The organism is Actinomadura nitritigenes, from assembly GCF_017573545.1.
Classification (GTDB): domain Bacteria; phylum Actinomycetota; class Actinomycetes; order Streptosporangiales; family Streptosporangiaceae; genus Spirillospora; species Spirillospora nitritigenes.
Map to the genome: position 1 here is coordinate 142,477 of NZ_JAGEOK010000015.1, position 16,892 is coordinate 159,368.

The 16,892-nt window shown below is 73.5% G+C and carries 17 protein-coding genes and 1 tRNA gene; 9 read left to right on the plus strand and 9 right to left on the minus strand.

What is annotated here, in order from left to right; translation table 11 throughout:
* Positions 1 to 34: 34 nt before the first annotated feature.
* Positions 35 to 850: an SAM-dependent methyltransferase gene (locus J4557_RS24220; RefSeq protein ID WP_208269021.1), complete on the plus strand. Its 816-nt coding sequence runs from the start codon at positions 35 to 37 to the stop codon at positions 848 to 850.
* 37 nt (positions 851 to 887) lie between these two features.
* On the opposite strand, the gene J4557_RS24225 is transcribed toward J4557_RS24220, so the two are convergent.
* The 3 genes from J4557_RS24225 to J4557_RS24235 are packed head-to-tail and all read right to left on the minus strand — an operon-like array spanning position 888 to position 2,573.
* On the minus strand, positions 888 to 1,232 hold the full coding sequence (locus J4557_RS24225; protein WP_243776257.1) for a DUF6510 family protein: 345 nt from the start codon (positions 1,230 to 1,232) through the stop codon (positions 888 to 890).
* A 19-nt stretch (positions 1,233 to 1,251) separates the two neighbouring features.
* Complete coding sequence (locus J4557_RS24230; protein ID WP_208269022.1) at positions 1,252 to 2,004, minus strand: ferredoxin reductase; 753 nt, start codon at positions 2,002 to 2,004, stop codon at positions 1,252 to 1,254.
* The gene (locus tag J4557_RS24235) at positions 1,974 to 2,573 is read right to left on the minus strand and encodes a sulfite oxidase-like oxidoreductase (protein WP_208269023.1); all 600 of its coding nucleotides are present in this window, start codon (positions 2,571 to 2,573) and stop codon (positions 1,974 to 1,976) included. The genes J4557_RS24230 and J4557_RS24235 overlap by 31 nt, the downstream gene beginning before the upstream one ends.
* A gap of 196 nt (positions 2,574 to 2,769) precedes the next feature.
* Here J4557_RS24235 and J4557_RS24240 point away from each other — a divergent pair.
* From J4557_RS24240 to J4557_RS24250, 3 genes are all read left to right on the plus strand, one after another.
* Positions 2,770 to 2,844, plus strand: a tRNA-OTHER gene (locus J4557_RS24240).
* Positions 2,845 to 2,913: 69 nt separating this feature from the next.
* Positions 2,914 to 4,638, plus strand: coding sequence for an ankyrin repeat domain-containing protein (locus J4557_RS24245; RefSeq protein ID WP_344407035.1), 1,725 nt, complete (start codon positions 2,914 to 2,916; stop codon positions 4,636 to 4,638).
* A gap of 348 nt (positions 4,639 to 4,986) precedes the next feature.
* Positions 4,987 to 5,592, plus strand: coding sequence for a TetR/AcrR family transcriptional regulator (locus tag J4557_RS24250; RefSeq protein ID WP_243776258.1), 606 nt, complete (start codon positions 4,987 to 4,989; stop codon positions 5,590 to 5,592).
* 205 nt (positions 5,593 to 5,797) lie between these two features.
* On the opposite strand, the gene J4557_RS24255 is transcribed toward J4557_RS24250, so the two are convergent.
* The 3 genes from J4557_RS24255 to J4557_RS24265 all read right to left on the minus strand — a co-directional run bounded on the left by J4557_RS24255 (position 5,798) and on the right by J4557_RS24265 (position 9,107).
* Positions 5,798 to 7,444: a long-chain fatty acid--CoA ligase gene (locus tag J4557_RS24255; RefSeq protein WP_243776259.1), complete on the minus strand. Its 1,647-nt coding sequence runs from the start codon at positions 7,442 to 7,444 to the stop codon at positions 5,798 to 5,800.
* 37 nt (positions 7,445 to 7,481) lie between these two features.
* The gene (locus J4557_RS24260) at positions 7,482 to 7,934 is read right to left on the minus strand and encodes a MaoC family dehydratase (protein ID WP_208269025.1); all 453 of its coding nucleotides are present in this window, start codon (positions 7,932 to 7,934) and stop codon (positions 7,482 to 7,484) included.
* A gap of 132 nt (positions 7,935 to 8,066) precedes the next feature.
* A complete protein-coding gene (locus tag J4557_RS24265) occupies positions 8,067 to 9,107 on the minus strand; it encodes a phosphotransferase family protein (protein WP_243776260.1) in 1,041 nt (346 codons plus the stop codon).
* Positions 9,108 to 9,369: 262 nt separating this feature from the next.
* Between J4557_RS24265 and J4557_RS24270 the strand changes: the two genes are divergently transcribed.
* From J4557_RS24270 to J4557_RS24290, 5 genes are all read left to right on the plus strand, one after another.
* Positions 9,370 to 9,711: a hypothetical protein gene (locus J4557_RS24270; RefSeq protein WP_208269027.1), complete on the plus strand. Its 342-nt coding sequence runs from the start codon at positions 9,370 to 9,372 to the stop codon at positions 9,709 to 9,711.
* A 43-nt stretch (positions 9,712 to 9,754) separates the two neighbouring features.
* Complete coding sequence (locus J4557_RS24275) at positions 9,755 to 11,434, plus strand: MFS transporter (RefSeq protein ID WP_208269028.1); 1,680 nt, start codon at positions 9,755 to 9,757, stop codon at positions 11,432 to 11,434.
* Between the two features lie 153 nt (positions 11,435 to 11,587).
* On the plus strand, positions 11,588 to 12,055 hold the full coding sequence (locus tag J4557_RS24280) for a MarR family winged helix-turn-helix transcriptional regulator (RefSeq protein WP_208269029.1): 468 nt from the start codon (positions 11,588 to 11,590) through the stop codon (positions 12,053 to 12,055).
* Positions 12,052 to 13,320, plus strand: coding sequence for an MFS transporter (locus J4557_RS24285; RefSeq protein WP_208269030.1), 1,269 nt, complete (start codon positions 12,052 to 12,054; stop codon positions 13,318 to 13,320). The genes J4557_RS24280 and J4557_RS24285 overlap by 4 nt, the downstream gene beginning before the upstream one ends.
* 97 nt (positions 13,321 to 13,417) lie before the next feature.
* Entirely contained in the window at positions 13,418 to 14,290 is an 873-nt protein-coding gene (locus J4557_RS24290) for a CE1 family esterase (RefSeq protein WP_208269031.1), read from the plus strand.
* A 61-nt stretch (positions 14,291 to 14,351) separates the two neighbouring features.
* Here the strand turns inward: J4557_RS24290 and J4557_RS24295 are convergent, their stop codons facing one another.
* From J4557_RS24295 to J4557_RS24305, 3 genes are read right to left on the minus strand one after another with little or no spacing between them, the layout of a single operon-like run.
* Positions 14,352 to 14,549: an MbtH family protein gene (locus J4557_RS24295; RefSeq protein WP_243776261.1), complete on the minus strand. Its 198-nt coding sequence runs from the start codon at positions 14,547 to 14,549 to the stop codon at positions 14,352 to 14,354.
* A complete protein-coding gene (locus tag J4557_RS24300; RefSeq protein WP_208269033.1) occupies positions 14,549 to 15,850 on the minus strand; it encodes a lysine N(6)-hydroxylase/L-ornithine N(5)-oxygenase family protein in 1,302 nt (433 codons plus the stop codon). Before J4557_RS24300 ends, J4557_RS24295 begins: the two co-directional genes overlap by 1 nt.
* Positions 15,850 to 16,866, minus strand: a complete 1,017-nt coding sequence (locus tag J4557_RS24305; protein WP_208269034.1) for an iron-siderophore ABC transporter substrate-binding protein — start codon at positions 16,864 to 16,866, stop codon at positions 15,850 to 15,852. The genes J4557_RS24300 and J4557_RS24305 overlap by 1 nt, the downstream gene beginning before the upstream one ends.
* Positions 16,867 to 16,892: the final 26 nt, after the last annotated feature.

Consider the following 16,892-nt stretch of genomic DNA (forward strand, 5'->3'; position numbering starts at 1 on the left):
CGGGACGCGCCCGCCGACCGGAAGGGCCGCAGCCGTGACCGAAACCCCGACCCCGGAGGAGGAGGCGCCGGAGGGGATCGATCCGACCGTGCCGGCCGCCCCGCGGATCTGGAACCACTGGCTCGGCGGCAAGGACAACTACGCCGCCGACCGCCGCGTCGGCGACCGGATGGCCGAGATGTACCCGAGCATCGTCCGGCTGGCCAGGGCCGACCGGGAGTTCCTCGGCCGGGCCGTCCGGCACCTGGTGGCCGAGGAGGGCGTCCGGCAGTTCCTCGACATCGGCACCGGGCTGCCCACCGCCGGCAACACCCACGAGATCGCGCAGGCGCTCGCGCCCGAGTCGCGGATCGTGTACGTCGACAACGACCCGCTGGTGCTGGCGCACGCCCGCGCGCTGCTGACCAGCACGCCCGAGGGCGCGACCGACTACATCGACGCCGACCTGCACGACCCCGAGCGGATCCTGGCCGAGGCGGCGCGGACGCTGGACCTCTCCCGGCCGTTCGCGGTCCTGCTGCTCGGCGTCCTCATCTACATCGACGACACGCCGACCGCGTACTCGATCGTCCGGACGCTGAAGGACGCCCTGCCCCCGGGCGGCCACCTCGTCATCGCGCACAGCACCAGCGAGGTGCACGGCGCGGCGACGGAGGAGGTCGTGCGGCTGCGCAACGAGCGCGTCAAGCCGCCGATGACGCTGCGCAGCGGTGCGGAGATCATCCGCTTCTTCGACGGCCTCGACCTGCTGGAGCCCGGCGTGGTCCCGTGCAACCGCTGGCGCCCGCACCCCACGGCCGCGGGCGGCGAGGACGTCGACGAGTTCGGCGGCGTCGCCCGCAAACCCTAGACCGGGCGGCGCAGAGGCACGTCAGGCGCGCGGCACGTCAGGCGAGGGGAACGCGGAGGCCGACGGTGCCGCGCAGGTCGAGCCAGGCCGTCCCGTTCCCGATGACCAGCCGCAGGACGACGTGCTCGCATCCGGGGCACCGCGCGACGGCGCCCGGGGCGTGCGTGTAGACGCGCAGCCCCGGCAGCGGACCCGCCAGCCCGCACGCCGTGCACCGCACCGCCGCCCTCGTGACGTCCACGCCGAACACCTCGCTCAGCGGCCCGGCGAGCACGTTGCCGTCCTGGTACGCGCCCGCGTCCTCGTAGACGACGGCCTCCGCTCCCGAGCCCGCCTCCGCTCCGTCCCCGCGCGCCCCCGCCCCCGGTCCGTTTCCTCGCATGCCCGCCTCCGCTCCCATGTCAGCCCCCGCTCGGCCCGAAGCGCTCGGTCCTGATCCTGCGCGGGTCGTGCCCCAGCGCGACCAGCAGATCTGCCGCCGCCTCCACGAACCCCGTCGGCCCGCACACGAAGCAGGCCGGGTCGAACTCCGGCGGCCACGCCCACCCGGCGAGGTCGCCCTTCGCCAGCCGGCCCGGCGGCCGCGGCCAGCCGTCCGGCGCGGCGCGCGTGTACAGCGGGAAGACCTCCACGCCCGGGTCGGGGCGCCGCAGCTCGGCGGCGTACCACCGGTCGTCCGGCGTCCGGGCGGAGTACACCAGGCGGAACGGGACGCGCGAGCCCGCAGCCCGCCGGGCCCGCACCATCGCCATCAGCGGCGCCACGCCCGCCCCGCCCGCGATGAGCGTGACGGGCGCAGGGTCGTCCGGGCGCCACACGAACCAGCCGCCCACCGGGCCCCGGATCTCGACCGGGTCGCCGGCCGAGAAGACCCCGGTCAGGTACGGCGACACCTCGCCGTCCGGGACGTTCTGCACGGTCAGCTCGACGCGGTCGCCGTCCGCCGGCGCCGCGAGCGAGTAGCTGCGCTGCGTGCTGTACCCGTCGGCCGCGGTGAGCCGGACGTCGACGTGCTGTCCCGCGAGATGGCCGGGCCATCCGGGGACGTCGAGCACGAGCGTCCGGGCGGTGGGCGTCTCGTCGCGGGTCTCCGCGAGCCGCGCCACCCGCCACCGCAGCCTGCTCAGTCCCCCTGGTACCGCTGTTCCAGCCATGGGTCCCCGTAGTCGTGGTAGCCGGCCGTCTCCCAGAATCCGGGCTCGTCCTGGGTGAGCAGGTCGAGGCCGCGGACCCACTTGGCCGACTTCCAGAAGTACAGGTGCGGCACCAGCAGCCGCACCGGTCCGCCGTGCTCCGGATGCAGGTCCTCGTCCTCGAAGCGGTAGGCCAGCCATGCCTGCCCGTCCAGCAGGTCCTCGAGGGGCAGGTTGGTGGTGTAGCCGCCGTAGGAGCGGGCGAGCGCGTAGTCGGCCGTCGTCTCCACGTCGTCGAGGAGGACGTCCAGGGACACGCCCGTCCAGGACGTGCCGAGCTTGGACCACTTGGTCACGCAGTGGATGTCGACCGTCGGGGTCTCCGACGGGAGCGCCAGGAACTCCTGCCACGTCCAGCGGCGCCGCTCCCCCGTCTCGGTGGTGACGACGAACTCCCACTCGTCCGTGTCGATCCGGGGCGTCGGCCCGGCCGACAGGACCGGGAAGTCCTCGGTGAGGTACTGGCCGGGCGGCAGCTTCACGTCCCCCTGCCGCCGCCTGCCGTGGAATCCGGGCGAGACGATGCCCATCCCCCGCTCCTGTTCGTCCGACGGCCCGTGCTCCGAGATCCTTCCCCCACCGGCGGCGATCCATCCCTGGGCCGCGCGAATCTCGCGGTGGGGGGCCGAGACGCCCGGGACGAAGGCGTCCGGCGGGCCGCGCGGTGCGGCGAAGATCGCGATTTGGCGGCGCGCGCCCGGCCGGACCGCTAGGCTGCGCTGCGGCAAGGCCGTAGCGCAGAGGTCGTCGCGCCTTACAGCGGGCTGGAGGACGTCGGTTCGAATCCGACCGGCCTTGCCACCCCCCGCCCCGGTGCGCCGCGCCGGGCCGCGGGGCACGGCGCGCGGGAACCGGGGGGTCGCGGTGACGATGATCGGCACGCGGGCCGCCCCGCGCGCGCTCCGGCCGGACGAGGCGTCGCGCCTGCGGCGGATCCGCCGCTACGCGGTCCCCCGCTGGATGATCGAGCGGGCCACCGAGCGGCGGCTCGCGGGCGACTGGCGCGGGGCCTGCGCGGCGGCGAACGTCGACGTGGCCTTCGACCTCGCGGACGTCGCCGGCGAGCACGGCCGCGAGGTCGCCGACGCGCTGGAGGACGACCTCCGGCACCTCGCGCCCGACCTGCTGCGCTGGCACGCGCCGCGCGTCGGCCGGGGGCGGACGACGCTGGTCCCCGACCAGGTCCTCGTGCTGTCCGCCGACCCGGACGATCCCCGCCGCACCCTGCACGTCACGACGCCGCGGCAGCTCGTCCACGGGCCGCAGCGGCTCACCCTCCGGTTCGGCGTCATCTCGGCCGACGACTGGCTGTACCTGAACACCGACCTGCCCTACCTGTCGGTGTGGCACAACGTGCTGCACCAGTGGGACACCGCCCGCCACCTGTGGGATGTCCGGCACGCCGACGAGCTGCGGGAGCGCTGCGGCGGCGACGGGACTCGCGCGCCGTTCCTGGAGCCGGACGGGACGCCGCGGCCGTCCGGCCTGCTCCCGTCCGCCGCCTACGGCCGGGACGACCCGGTCGCGCACGCCGAGTGGGCGGTGCTGCTCCACGAGGCCGGCGACGTGCTGGGCGCCTTCGCCGCGGCGGGGATCGCCGTCGACGAGACGGGCGTCGAGCTGGAGGAGTACCTGGGCGGCGGGGTCGTCGAGACCGCCGGCGTCCTCGCCCGGCTGCCGCTGGCCCCGGCGCGGCTCGCGGACGAGGTCCGGCGCCTGGCGGAGCGCGGGCACGGCGACGCCTACTGGATCCCCGCGAACCAGCACGTGGGCGTCGTGCTGCGCCGCGCGGGCGGCGGGCTCGGCGTGGAGCTGGCGTCCCGGGACGACCTCGCCGGGGCGATGCCGGTCCTCCCGGACGCGGCGTGGCGGATGGCGCCGGACGTCGAGGCGCTGCGGCACGGCGTCGTCCCCGCCGAGGAGCTGCACCCGCTCGTCCGCGACGCCCTCGCGCCGGCCCGCGCGTTCACCGGCCCCGGCGGCCCGCCCGGCCCGGACCGCCCCGGCCCGGTCCGGATCCGGTGCCGCGGCGAATGGCACGAGGTCGCCTTCCGCGACGGCGCCCTGCGGATGCCGCACGACGAGGGCGAGCGGCGGCGCGAGCAGGCGCTGCTCGCCCTGGGCGGTGCGGTCGGCGGCTGCGAGGCCGCCGACCGGGGGTGGCGGGAGGGCGGCCGCCTGCCGAAGGCGCTGGACGCCCAGCGGCGCGAGCTGCTCGCGCGGGTCCAGCACGGCGACACCCCCGCCGTGCTCGCCCTCCTGGACGCCGGCGTCGATCCGCGCGTCCGGGACGCGCGGGGCCGCACGCTGCTGCACGCGCTGCCGATGCTGGACTGGGAGCCGCTGCTGCCCCGGCTGCTGCCCGTCCTCGACCTGGAGGCCCGCGACGGCTGCGGGCGGACGCCGCTGCACGTGGTGGTGTTCGAGGAGGGCCCGCCCGAGCTCGTCCGGGCCCTGGTGGACGCCGGGGCGCGGATCGACGTGCAGGACGAGGACGAGATCTCCCTGCTGCGCGTCATCGGCTGGCGCCGCTCCGACCTCGGCTTCCTGGAGAAGCGGATCCGGGACGAGCATCCGGAGATCGACGACTGGTGAGGGCCCGCCCTCGTCGGCGGTCAACGATGATCACGCCCATCTCCGCGCCGGTCCACGCGGCGCGCGACCGCGCGCTCCAGCCCTTCGGCCCGTCCTGCCCGGAGTCGTCGCTCTCGTCGAAGTAGGCGGCCTTCCCGCCCGGAGAGGTCTTCTCGATGACGTCCCGGCGGCCATTTGTACATACCGACCGGTCGGATTCACCTGGAAGATAGAATAGGGGGCGGCGCCGTCAACAGCCGATTTCACGCGTCTCGACGGCCGCCGTTCTTGGACCGGGTTCCCGCCCGGTAGGCTGACGGCTGATCGCGGGCGGCGGCGCGGGGCCCGGCCGCGGACGGAGGTGGAGTCTTGACACAGGCCTCAGTGGGGCGGCTCTCCGACGACGTCCCCCTTCCCGACCGGCTGCTCGCCGTCGCCACCCGGTTGTTCGCCGAGAGGGGCTTCGAGGGCACCTCGGTCCAGGAGATCGTCAACGCCGCCGGCGTCACCAAGGGCGCCATGTACCACTACTTCGGCTCCAAGGACGATCTCCTCTACGAGATCTACCACCGGCTCCTCGGTCTGCAGATGCGCCGCCTGGAGCAGATCGCCGACGGTCCCGGCAGCGCCGAGGAACGGCTGCGCGCCGCCGCCCTCGACGTGCTGGAGACCTCGTTCCTCTACCTCGACGACTTCACCGTCTTCTTCCGCTCCACCCACCTGCTCCCCCGCGACCGCCGCGAGGCCGTCCGCGCGGAACGGCGCCGCTACCAGGAGCGGTTCCGCGACCTGGTCGAGGAGGGTCAGCGCGAGGGGTCCTTCCGCACGGACATGCCCGCCGACATCGCCGTCCTCTTCTTCTTCGGCACCGTCCACCAGATCGGCACCTGGTACCACCCGGGAGGCCGCCTCAAGACCCGCACCATCGCCGAGCACTACGTCGACCTGTTCCTCAACGGGCTGAAGGAAAGCTAGCCGCGCTTTCCCAGGGGCTGTGCCTTTCCCCTGGAAATCCCGTCGCCGCCGGCCGTCCGTTCACCGCTCCGCCGGCGCTCCGCGCGAAACGGCCTGTCGGCCGCCGGGCAGGCCCGCTGCGCTCGCCGGCACTCGCTCCGCGTGCCTGCCCGTGGCCGTGGCCGAGGTCCGGCCTTCCGTACGCATCGTCGGGCCGGGTCCCCGGTCAGCGCTCGATGTGCTCGATCTTCAGGTCCTCGCTCCTGTGGCGGGCGCGGAGGGGCTTCTTGTCGAACTTGCCGACGGTCGTCTTGGGGATCTCGTCCATGAACGTCCAGTATTCGGGGACCTGCCAGCGGGCCACCCGGCCGGCGAGGTGGTCGGCGAGCTCGGCGGCGGTCGCGGCGGCGTCCGGGCGGAGCACGACGCAGGCGAGCGGCCGCTCGTCCCAGCGCGGGTCGGGGATGCCGATGACGGCGGCCTCGGCGACCGCCGGGTGCCCCATCAGGAGGTTCTCCAGCTCGACCGAGGAGATCCACTCGCCGCCCGACTTGATGACGTCCTTGGCGCGGTCGGTGATCTGGTAGAAGCCGCGGTCGTCGATCGTGCCGATGTCGCCGGTGCGCAGCCAGCCGTCGTCGAACTTCTCCGGCGCGGGGTCGCGGTGGTAGGAGCCGGTGATCCACGGGCCGCGGACCTCGATCTCGCCGACGGACTCCCCGTCCCACGGCAGCTCGCGGCCGGCGTCGTCGACGATCCGCATCTCGACGCCCGCGGCGACGCGGCCCGACTTCAGCCGCCAGTCCATCTCCTCGGGCGTGCCGGGTTCCACCTCCGGCGGCGGGAACGCCATGCCGCCGAGGGGGCTGGTCTCGGTCATGCCCCAGCCCTGGATGATGCGCAGCCCGTACCGCTCCTCGAACGCCTCCAGCAGCGAGCGGGGCGCGGCGGCGCCGCCGGACGTCCCGGCCCGCAGCGACGACAGGTCCAGCTCGTGCTGCTCGCCGTAGGAGAGGATGCCGTTCCAGATGGTGGGGACGGCGGAGGCGAGCGTGCTGCGCTCCCGGGCGATGAACTCGGTGAGGTGCTGCGGCTGCATGAACGGGCCGGGCATGTGCAGCGTCGCGCCGGACAGGAACGCCCCGTACGGCAGGCCCCAGGCGTTGACGTGGAACATCGGGACGATCGTCAGCACCCGGTCGGCCTCGGTGATGCCGACCAGTGACGCCGACTGCACGGCCATCGCGTGCAGGAACGTGGAGCGGTGCGAGTAGACGACGCCCTTCGGGTCGCCGGTGGTGCCGCTGGTGTAGCACATGGACGCGGCGGACCGCTCGTCCACCTCGGGCCACTCGTAGCCGGGCTCCTCGGCGGCGAGCAGCTCGCGGTACCGCAGGACGGGGGCGCCGTTGCGGTTGGCCTCGAGCGGCGCGCCGTCGCCGTCGCCGACGATGACGAACGCCTCGACGGCGGGCAGCTCGTCCACCACCCGGGCGAGCAGCGGCACGAGGCTGTCGTCGACGATGATCACCTGGTCGTCGGCGTGGTTGATGATGTGCGCGAGCTGCTCGGGGAACAGCCGGATGTTGAGGGTGTGCAGGACGGCGCCCATGGCGGGCACCGCGAAGTACGCCTCCAGGTGCTCCTGGTCGTTCCAGCAGAAGGTCGCGACGCGCCCGCCCTGGCGGACGCCGAGCCGCTGCAGCGCGGCGGCGAGGCGCTCGGCGTTGTCGGCGACCTGCGCGAAGGTGGCGCGCCGCGGCTCGGCGCCGCCGGTCCACGTGACGCACTCGCTGCGCCCGTACACGCGCCGGCCGTGCCGCAGGATCGCGGCGACCGAGAGCGGGAAGTCCTGCATGGTGCTGGGGATCATGACGGTCTCCGGGATGACGGACGGGATGGGCGGGAGGTCAGCCGACCAGCACGGACAGGACTTCGGCGACGCAGACCGGCTTGTCGCCGCCCTCGCGTTCCACGGTGACGCGGACCTTGGCCCGCGCGCCCCGCGGGGTGCGCTCCAGCGACACGAGCTCGGCGCCGGCGCGCAGCCGCGACCCGACGGGGACGGGCGCGGGGAAGCGGACCTTGTCCGAGCCGTAGTTGACGCCCATCGTCAGGCCCTCGACCCGCGAGATCTCCGACATCAGCATGGGGATCAGCGACAGGGTGAGGTAGCCGTGCGCGATCGTGCCGCCGAAGGGGCCGCCCGCGGCCCGCTCGGGGTCCACGTGGATCCACTGGTGGTCGCCGGTCGCGTCGGCGAACCCGTTCACCTGCTCCTGCGTGACCGTGTGCCAGTCGCTGTGGCCGAGATGGGTGCCGACGGCCTTCTCGTACTCGTCGATGCCGTGGAACGTCCTCATCGCGTTACCTCCTCCGCCGGGCGCGCGCCCGCTCCGTGGATGCCACGATGACAACATACCGACCGGTTGGTATGCAACGCGAGAGGTCGGAGCGCCGTCCCTCGGCTTCGGCGCGCCGGCCCGGGGAGGGGGTCAGGCGCCCTCGATCGCGGCGATGCCCGAGCGGAGCAGCGGCTCGACGGCGTCTCCGATGGCGCCGAACCCCTCCCCCACGGTCTGGCCCCGCAGGTAGCGGTAGTGGATGCCCTCGGAGATCACCGCGAGCTTGAAGCAGGCCAGCCCGACGTAGAACCCGATCGCCGACAGGTCGCGGCCGCTGCGCTCGGCGTACCGGGCCACCACCTCGTCGGGCGACGGGAAGCCGGGCGCGCGCGTCGCCTCGGCCCGCCCCGGGACCGGCGCCGTCCGCTTCATGTAGACGAGCAGGAGCGCGAGGTCGGTGAGCGGGTCGCCGAGCGTCGCCATCTCCCAGTCCAGGACGGCCGCCACCCGGTCGTCCGCGCCGACGAGCAGGTTGTCGAGCCGGTAGTCGCCGTGCACGATCGCCGGGGCGGACTCGGGCGGGACGTTCGCCTCCAGCAGCGCGTGCAGCTCGGCGGCGCCGTCGAGGTCCCGGCTGCGGGAGGCGTCGAGCTGCTTCTTCCAGCGGCGCACCTGGCGTTCGAGGAAGCCCCGCGGCCGTCCGAAGTCGGCCAGCCCCACCTCGGCGGGATCGACGCGGTGCAGGTCGACGAGGGTGTCGATCATCCGTCCGGCGATCGCCGCGACCCGCTCGGCGCCGAGCGGGGCGAGCTCGTCCGCGCCGCGGTACGGGGTCCCCTCGACCATCTCCATCACGTAGAACGGCGCGCCGAGCACGTCCGGGTCCTCGCAGAGCAGGTACGTCCGGGGGACGGGGACGGACGTGCCGGCCAGGGCGCTCATGACCCGGTGCTCGCGGGACATGTCGTGCGCCGTCGCGAGGACGTGGCCGAGCGGCGGGCGCCGGACGATCCAGGAGCGGGTCCCGTCGGTCACCTCGTAGGTCAGGTTCGAGCGGCCGCCGGCGACCACGCGGGCGCGCAGCGGCCCGGCGTCCGCCGGCCACAGCGCGCCGGGGCGGACCCGGTCGACGTGGCGCCGGAACCGGTCCAGCGGCAGGCCCGGGACGCCGCCGTCTTCGAATACCCGCAATGCACCCCTCCTCGCCGATCCGAGCCCTTGTACCGTCCGGTCGGTATGGCGCAGGATAACGAGATGGGAACCCTCGCCGTCCGGGGCCGGAGGGCCCCGGGTCGCGCCCCCACCAGGCAGGCATCGGTGCGCCGATGACACCATACCGACCAGTTGGTATGCAATAGCCGATTCCCATTGCCATTCTCGGTTGGCGGCATTACTTTTGCGGCACGACGCGGAGCGGTGTGAGCTCCGCCACCCCTGGCCGAAGGACCGACCGATGACGACGACCGACCCCCGGCAGACCCGCGACCGGGCGCGCGGCCGCATCGGCACCGCGCCGGACGAGAACGTCCGGCCCGCCCGCGGCGGGCGCGACCGGCCCGCCGCGTCCCCGGCCCGCCTCCGCACGCGACCGGAGGCGCAGGCCGCCGAGGCCCGAACGAGCACCGAGCAGGAGGAGGTCTTCGGCCCCGTCCGCGCCGCCGTCCCGCACGACGGCGGCGACGACGCGGCACTCGCCATCGCCGGCGGCACCCGGTACGGGCCGCCCGGCACGGTGCGGGCGGCCGGACGCGAACGCTCCGCCGCGTTCGCCGGCGCCGCCCCGCGCCCTATCTAGGACCGGTTCTCGGGGGAGACCAGCGCCCGGAGGAGTCCCTGACATGTCCGTTTCATCGTCCACCAACGACGGCGTCGCGCCCGGCGCCGGCGCACCGCCCGGCATCGCGGCGCGGCTGTGGCGGCGGGACCTGCCGCACTACCCGGAGACGGGACGCCGCTACCTGTACCTCGGCATCGTGGTGATCACCACGATCGTCCTGTACTACCTGCTCTACATCCAGTACGCGGTGGCGACCTCCATCATGGAGCACTACCGCATGACGTTCGGCTACTTCATCATGCTGTCGGTGATCGGCAACGCGATCGGCGCCTTCGCGTCGCTGTTCGCGGGGCTCGCCGACCGGTGGGGGCGCGCGAACCTGGTCGTGTACGGCCTGCTGGTCGCGGGCGTGATCGTGCTCGTGCTGCCGCACTCCCCGAACAAGGGCATGTACCTGGCGCTGTTCGCGGTGCTCAGCCTCATCGAGGGCATCGTGCTCGTCGCCACCCCCGCGCTGATCCGCGACTTCTCCCCCCAGCTCGGCCGCGCCACCGCCATGGGCTACTGGACGATGGGCCCGGTCATCGGCAGCCTCGTGGTCACCACGGTGACCAGCGCGACGCTCGACTCCTCCAGCTGGCAGGACGAGCTGACCTTCTCCGGCATCGCGGCGCTCGCGGTGTTCGTCATCGCGCTGTTCGGGCTGCGCGAGCTGTCACCGGCGCTGCGCGACCAGGTCATGGTGTCGATGCACGACCGCGCGCTGATCGAGGCGCGGGCCCGGGGCATCGACCCGGAGGCGGCGCTGAAGGGCAGCTGGCGGCAGATGATGCGGCTGGACGTCATCGGCTCGGCCTTCGCGATCAGCGTCTACCTGCTGCTGTACTACGCGGCGGTCGGCAACTTCGTCGTCTACTTCTCCGCGACGTTCGGCTACAGCGAGCAGCGCACCAACGCCCTCGGCAACTGGTACTGGGCGGCGAACGCGGTCGCGCTGGTCGCCGCCGGCCTGATCTCCGACCGGCTGCGGGTCCGCAAGCCGCTGATGCTCGTCGGCGGCATCGGCTCGGTGGTCTGCACGGCGATCTTCGCGGCGTGGGCGACCGAGCCGAAGACCGGCTACCACGACTTCGCCTTGCTGTTCGTCGGGATCGGGATCTTCGGCGGGCTCGCGTACGCGCCGTGGATGGCGGGCTTCACCGAGACCGTGGAGAAGCACAACCCGGCGGCGACCGCGACCGGGCTGGCCGTGTGGGGCTGGATCCTGCGGATCGTCGTGGCCTGCTCGGCGCTGTTCGTGCCCATCGTGGTGAACTCGGTGACGCCGATCGTGGAGCACGGCGCCGAGGTGAAGGCCGCGTCCGCGCAGGCGCAGCAGGCCCTCGCCATCACGACCGCGCACCCGCAGATCTTCGCCGAGCTCGCGAAGTACCCGGCCGGGCAGGCGCCGCCGGAGCTGCAGGCGCGGGCGGCCCAGGAGGTCGGCGTCGCCGGCCTGCAGACGGTCGCCAAGGCGCAGCCGCAGCTGAAGATCCTCAAGGAGCACGGCGCGGAGGTGCAGAAGGCGGCCAAGGACGGGCCGAAGCAGTGGCAGACCTGGTGGTACGTGGCACTGGGCGGCCAGGTCGTGTTCATCCCGTTCATCTTCATCATGAGCGGGCGCTGGAGCCCCCGGAAGGCGCGCGAGGACGCCGAGGCGCACCAGAGGGCGATCGACAAGGAGATGGCCGCGCTCTCCTGACCGCGCTCCGCAGCGCACCGATCCCCACCGCATGAGCCGATCCACCGGCCGGGACGTCCCGGCCGGTGGATCGCTGCTTTCCGGCGCCTCCCGGAAAACCTAGCCAGGCGAATCTATAGGCACCTTATAGAAGCAAGTGATATAAATCGGGACATGGATGGGCGGTCCCCTCTCGACGAGCTGGAACTGGCGGCCGGTCTCGGCCGCGTGTACTCGCTGATGCGCTCGCTGTCGCTGCCCCGCGACCTGTCGATGACCACCGTGTCGACGCTGGCCACGCTCGAACGCCGCGGCCCGTGCCGGGTGACGGAGCTGGCCGCGCTGGAGGGGGTCACGCAGCCGGCGATGACGCAGCTGGTGTCCCGGCTCGAACGGGAGGGGCTCGCCGAGCGCCGCGCGCTCGCCGGCGACCGCCGGGTCGTCGCGGTGCACCTGACCGACGCCGGGCGCGCCGACCTGGCGCGGCGCCGCGCCGGGCAGGCCGAGCGGCTCGCCGGGCTGCTGGCCGGGCTGCCCGCATCCGACCGGGAGGCGATCGCCGCCGCGCTGCCGGCCCTGGACCGGCTGACCGGCGCCGCCCTCGGCGTTCCCGACACACCTGCTTCCGGAGAGTGCGAATGAGTCAGCCGTCCGCGGGCGCGCAGAGCCCCTTCAAGCAGCCGAAGGCCGTGTGGGCCGTGGCGTTCGCGTGCGTGGTGTCGTTCATGGGCATCGGCCTGGTCGACCCGATCCTGCCCGCGATCTCCGCGGACCTGCACGCCTCGCCCAGCCAGGTCACCCTGCTGTTCACCAGCTACCTCGTGGTCACCGCGGTCGCGATGCTGGTGACCGGCTTCGTGTCCAGCCGGATCGGCGCCAAGCGCACGCTCATCGCCGGGCTGTCCCTGATCGTGGTGTTCAGCGCGCTCGCCGGGACGTCCGGCGGCATCGCCGGGATCATCGGCTTCCGGGCCGGCTGGGGGCTCGGGAACGCGCTGTTCATCGCGACGTCCCTGGCCGTCATCGTCGCCTCGGCCAGCGGCGGGCTCGGCGGCGCCATCATCGCCTACGAGTCCGCGCTCGGCCTCGGCATCGCCGTCGGGCCGCTGCTCGGCGGGCTGCTCGGCGACGTCAGCTGGCGCGGCCCGTTCTACGGCGTCGCCGTGCTCATGGCGATCGCGCTGATCGCGACGATCACGCTGGTGAAGCCGCAGCCGAAACCGGCGCGCAGAACCTCGATCGCCGACCCGATCAAGGCGCTGCGGCACCGCGGGCTGCTGGTGATGAGCCTGACCGCGCTCTGCTACAACTGGGGCTTCTTCACCGTCCTCGGCTACGCGCCGTTCCCCATGCACCTGAGCGCGCTGAGGCTCGGCCTGGTGTTCACCGGCTGGGGCCTGCTCGTCGCGGTGTTCGCGGTGTTCGGCGCGCCGTGGCTGCAGCGGCGGCTCGGCCTCGCCCGCACCCTGTACTTCAACCTCGCGCTGTTCGCCGTCGACGTGCTCGTCATCGCGGTCTTCGTGAACTCGCAGGCCACCCTGATCGTCGCGGTGATCGTCGCGGGCGTGTTCATCGGCGTGAACAACACGGTGACGACGCAGGCCGTGATGATGGTGGCGCCGGTGGAGCGGCCGGTCGCGTCCGCCGCGTACGGGTTCGTCCGGTTCATCGGCGGCGGCCTCGCGCCCTTCGCGGCGGGCAAGATGGCCGAGCACGCCAACATCCACGTCCCGTTCGCCGTCGGCGCCGCCGCGATCGCGCTCGGGATCGGCGTCCTCGCCATCGGGCACCGTGACCTCGCGCGCGCGGAGCGCAACCAGGCCGAGACGGACGCGGAGGCGGCCGGGGGCGGCACGGACGCGGAGATCACGGAGGCCGCGGAGACCGGTTCCGGATCCGGTTCGTAGCACTCCGTGGTACCTGTCTCCGCGGGCACAAAAGAGCGCGATCTTTTGTGCGCCGGGATGCCTAGCCGGGCGGCTCGGCGACGGGTTGGATCAGCCCATGAAGATCGCCGTGCGGGCGGCGATGATCGTGGCGGCGGTGCTCGCCGCTTTCATCGCCCACCCCCTGCCCGCCGGAGCGGCCCAGGACGCTCCCGGAACCACCGAGCACTCCGTCGCCATGGGCGACTGGAACCGCCCCTACCTGCTGCACCTCCCGCCGGGCACGAAGCCCGGCGCGCGGCTTCCGCTCATCGTCGCGCTGCACGGCGGCCTGAACGACGCCGCGTACGTGGAGAACCAGAGCGGCCTCGACAAGGTCGCCGACGAGGACGGCTACGCCGTCGCCTACCCCGACGGGCTGCTCGGCACCTGGAACGCGGGCGCCTGCTGCTGGTTCGCCCGCTGGGCGGGCGTCGACGACGTCGGCTTCCTCGACAAGCTCATCGACACCCTGGTGAAGCAGGGCGTCGCCGACCCCCGCCGGGTGTTCATGACCGGGTTCTCCAACGGCGGCGGGATGGCCTACCGGTACGCGTGCGAGCGGGCCGACAGGATCGCCGGGATCGCCGTGGTGTCGGGCGCGCTCGCCATCGGCTGCGTCCCGAAGCGGCCGGTGTCGGTGCTGGCCTTCCACGGCACGTGGGATCCGTCCGTCCCCTACGACGGGGGCGGGAACATGGACGCCGACGTGCACTTCCCGTTCATCGGCGTGAAGTTACTGATGGAATTCTGGAGATGGGTGGACAAACTGCCCGCCCTGTCGTGGCCCGTGCCGGACGGCCCCGAGGACTGCGTCGGCACCGGGCCGGGGCCCGTCGAGGTCGCGCTGTGCACCAGGCAGCAGGGCGGCCACGAATGGCCCGACTACGCGAGCAAGCTGATCGGCGAGTTCTTCGCGGCCCGCCCGTCGCTGCCGGAACCGGCGTCCTGACCGCCGGCCGCCGGCGGAACGAGGGCGGGCCCACCCCCGGGCCCGCCCTCGGGTCGCCGGGTCACGCGGTGAGGCCGCGCGGCCGCAGGTCCGTCCAGTTCTCGGTGATGTAGGCCAGGCAGTCCGGCCGGGACCCCGGCCCGAACGCCGCGGTCCAGCCGGACGGGACGTCGGCGAACTCCGGCCAGAGCGAGTGCCGGCCCTCGGCGTTGACCAGGACGAGGAACGTGCCGTCCGGGTCGTCGAACGGGTTGGGCATCACGCCTCCTGCGGGACGCTCGCGAGACGCGCGGAGCGCCGCGCGATGGACTGGACGATCTCTCCGGTGCGCACCGCCGTCATCGACAGCAGCGACGAGGCGATGCCGTGGCTGTGCTCGGTGGCCCCCTGCAGGTACACGCCCCACGCGCAGCCCGGCTCGGTGGCGACGCGGTAGTCGCGTTCCACGACCGGGCGGCCGTCCGGGCGGGTCCGGCACCGGGCCCCGGCCTCGCCGAGCAGGTCGAACGGGTCGCGCTCGCGGTAGCCGGTGGCGTAGACGACGGCGTCGGCGTCCAGGTCCGCCGTCTCGCCGGTGGGCAGGAACGCGACCCGCACCCGCACGCCGCCGCCCTCCTCGCGGACGTCGAGGACGCGGGAGACGTTGAGGATCCGCAGCCGCTCGGCGCCGGCGACCTTCTCGGCGTAGGCGCGCCGGTAGAGCTCGTCGATGAGGTCGAGGTCCACGACGGAGTAGTTGGTGTTGCGGGAGTAGCCGAACAGCATCTCCTTCACCTCGTCCGGCGCGGCGTAGTAGTGGTCCACGGCGGCGGGGTCGAAGATCCGGTTGGCGAAGGCGCTGTCGTCGGCGGGCGCGTACCCGTAGCGGGCGAAGACCGCGCAGACCTCGGCCCGCGGGTGGGCGCGGTGCAGGTACTCGACGGCCTCGGCGGCGCTCTGCCCGGCGCCGACGACCACGAGCCGGCGCGGTCGCCAGCCGGGGCGCTCGTCCAGCCGGGTCAGCAGGTCCTCGGTGTGCCAGATCCGCTCCCCCGGCCGGACCCCGTCGGGCAGCACGGGGTCGAGGCCCGCGCCGATCACCACGTTGCGGGCGAGGTGGGTCTCCAGCTCGTCGTCGCGGCGGACGACGACCTCGAGCGTCCCGGCGTCGTGCGGGCGCAGCGCGACGACCTCCGCGCCGTACCGGACGCGCCCGGCGAACGCGGCGGCGGTCCATTCGAGGTAGTCGTGGAACTCCATGCGCGTCGGGAACAGCGTCTTGTGGTTGACGAAGTCGACGAGGCGGCCCTTGGCGTGCAGGTAGGACAGGAACGAGTAGGGGCTGGCCGGGTTCCGCGGCGTGACCAGGTCCTTGAGGAAGTGGACCTGCATCGTGGCGCCGTCGATGAGCATGCCGCGATGCCAGCCGAACGCCGGCTGCTTCTCGAAGAACGCGGCGTCCGCCGACGGGTGCGCCTCCTCCAGCGCGACGGCGAGCGCGAGGTTGGACGGGCCGAACCCGATGCCGATGACGTCGCGGACGGGCGGGTGCGTCCCCGCCGCGGTCAGGTCCTCCGGCATCAGGCCGCCTTCGCCGCGGCCGCCGCCTTGGCGAGCCGCGGGACGACCTGGTCGACCACGTACGGGACGGACAGGGCCGTCGGGGTGCGCAGCGGCCAGAACGCCTTGAGGTCGAGGCGCACGTAGGAGCCGCGCTTGACGACGGGCAGGCCGGAGAAGAGCTCGCTCCCCTCGAACTTCTTCTGCGTGGCCGGGTCGTCGTTGTAGTGGCTCAGCAGGACGTCGGTGTCGAGGACGGACAGCTTCTCCATGCTCAGCTCGGCGGCGAACCCGTCGCCGGGCAGCTTGCTCAACCTCTCGGGCAGCACCATCCCGAACTGCTCGAACAGCTTGACGCTGGTGTCGTCCTTCGACTTCATCACGCCGATGTCGCCGCTGGGGAACACGCTGGTCAGCGCGAAGCCCTTGCCCTGGAGCTCCGGGTGGGAGGTCTTCACCGACGCGATCTTCGCCTCGGCGGCGGAAACGATCTTCTCGCCGTCGGCGGGGCGGCCGACGGCCCTGGCGACCTGCCGGGTGATCTGCTGCCAGGAGTCCTCGGCGGGCCCGGTCTGGTAGGCGACGGTCGGCGCGAGCCTGGAGAGCCGGCCGTACTCCTTGTCGATCGTGAAGTCGCCGCCGGCGAGGATCAGGTCGGGCCGCAGCGCGGCGATCCTCTCCAGGTCGAAGCCGGAGTCGCCGGCCGCCAGCAGCGCCGGCTTCCCGCCGGTGACCTCCGGCGCGCTCCACGGGGCGAGGCCGTCCTTCTGGATCCCGGTGAGCTCCACCATCCCGACCGGCCGGACGCCGAGGGCGAGGAGCGCGTCCTGGTCGACCTCGCCGAGCGCGACGATCCGCTTCGGCGCGGACTCGACGGTGGCGCTGCCGAGCCTGTCGGTGATCGTGACCGGGAACGATCCGGCCGCGCCGCCGGAGGAGGCCGTGGCGGGCTCGTCGTCGCCGCCGCACGCCGCGGTCAGGGCGAGACCGAGGACGAGCGCGCCGGTGGCGGCCAGACGCCGCGTCAGTGTGCGCATGTGGGCCGGTGTCCTTCCAGGTGTTC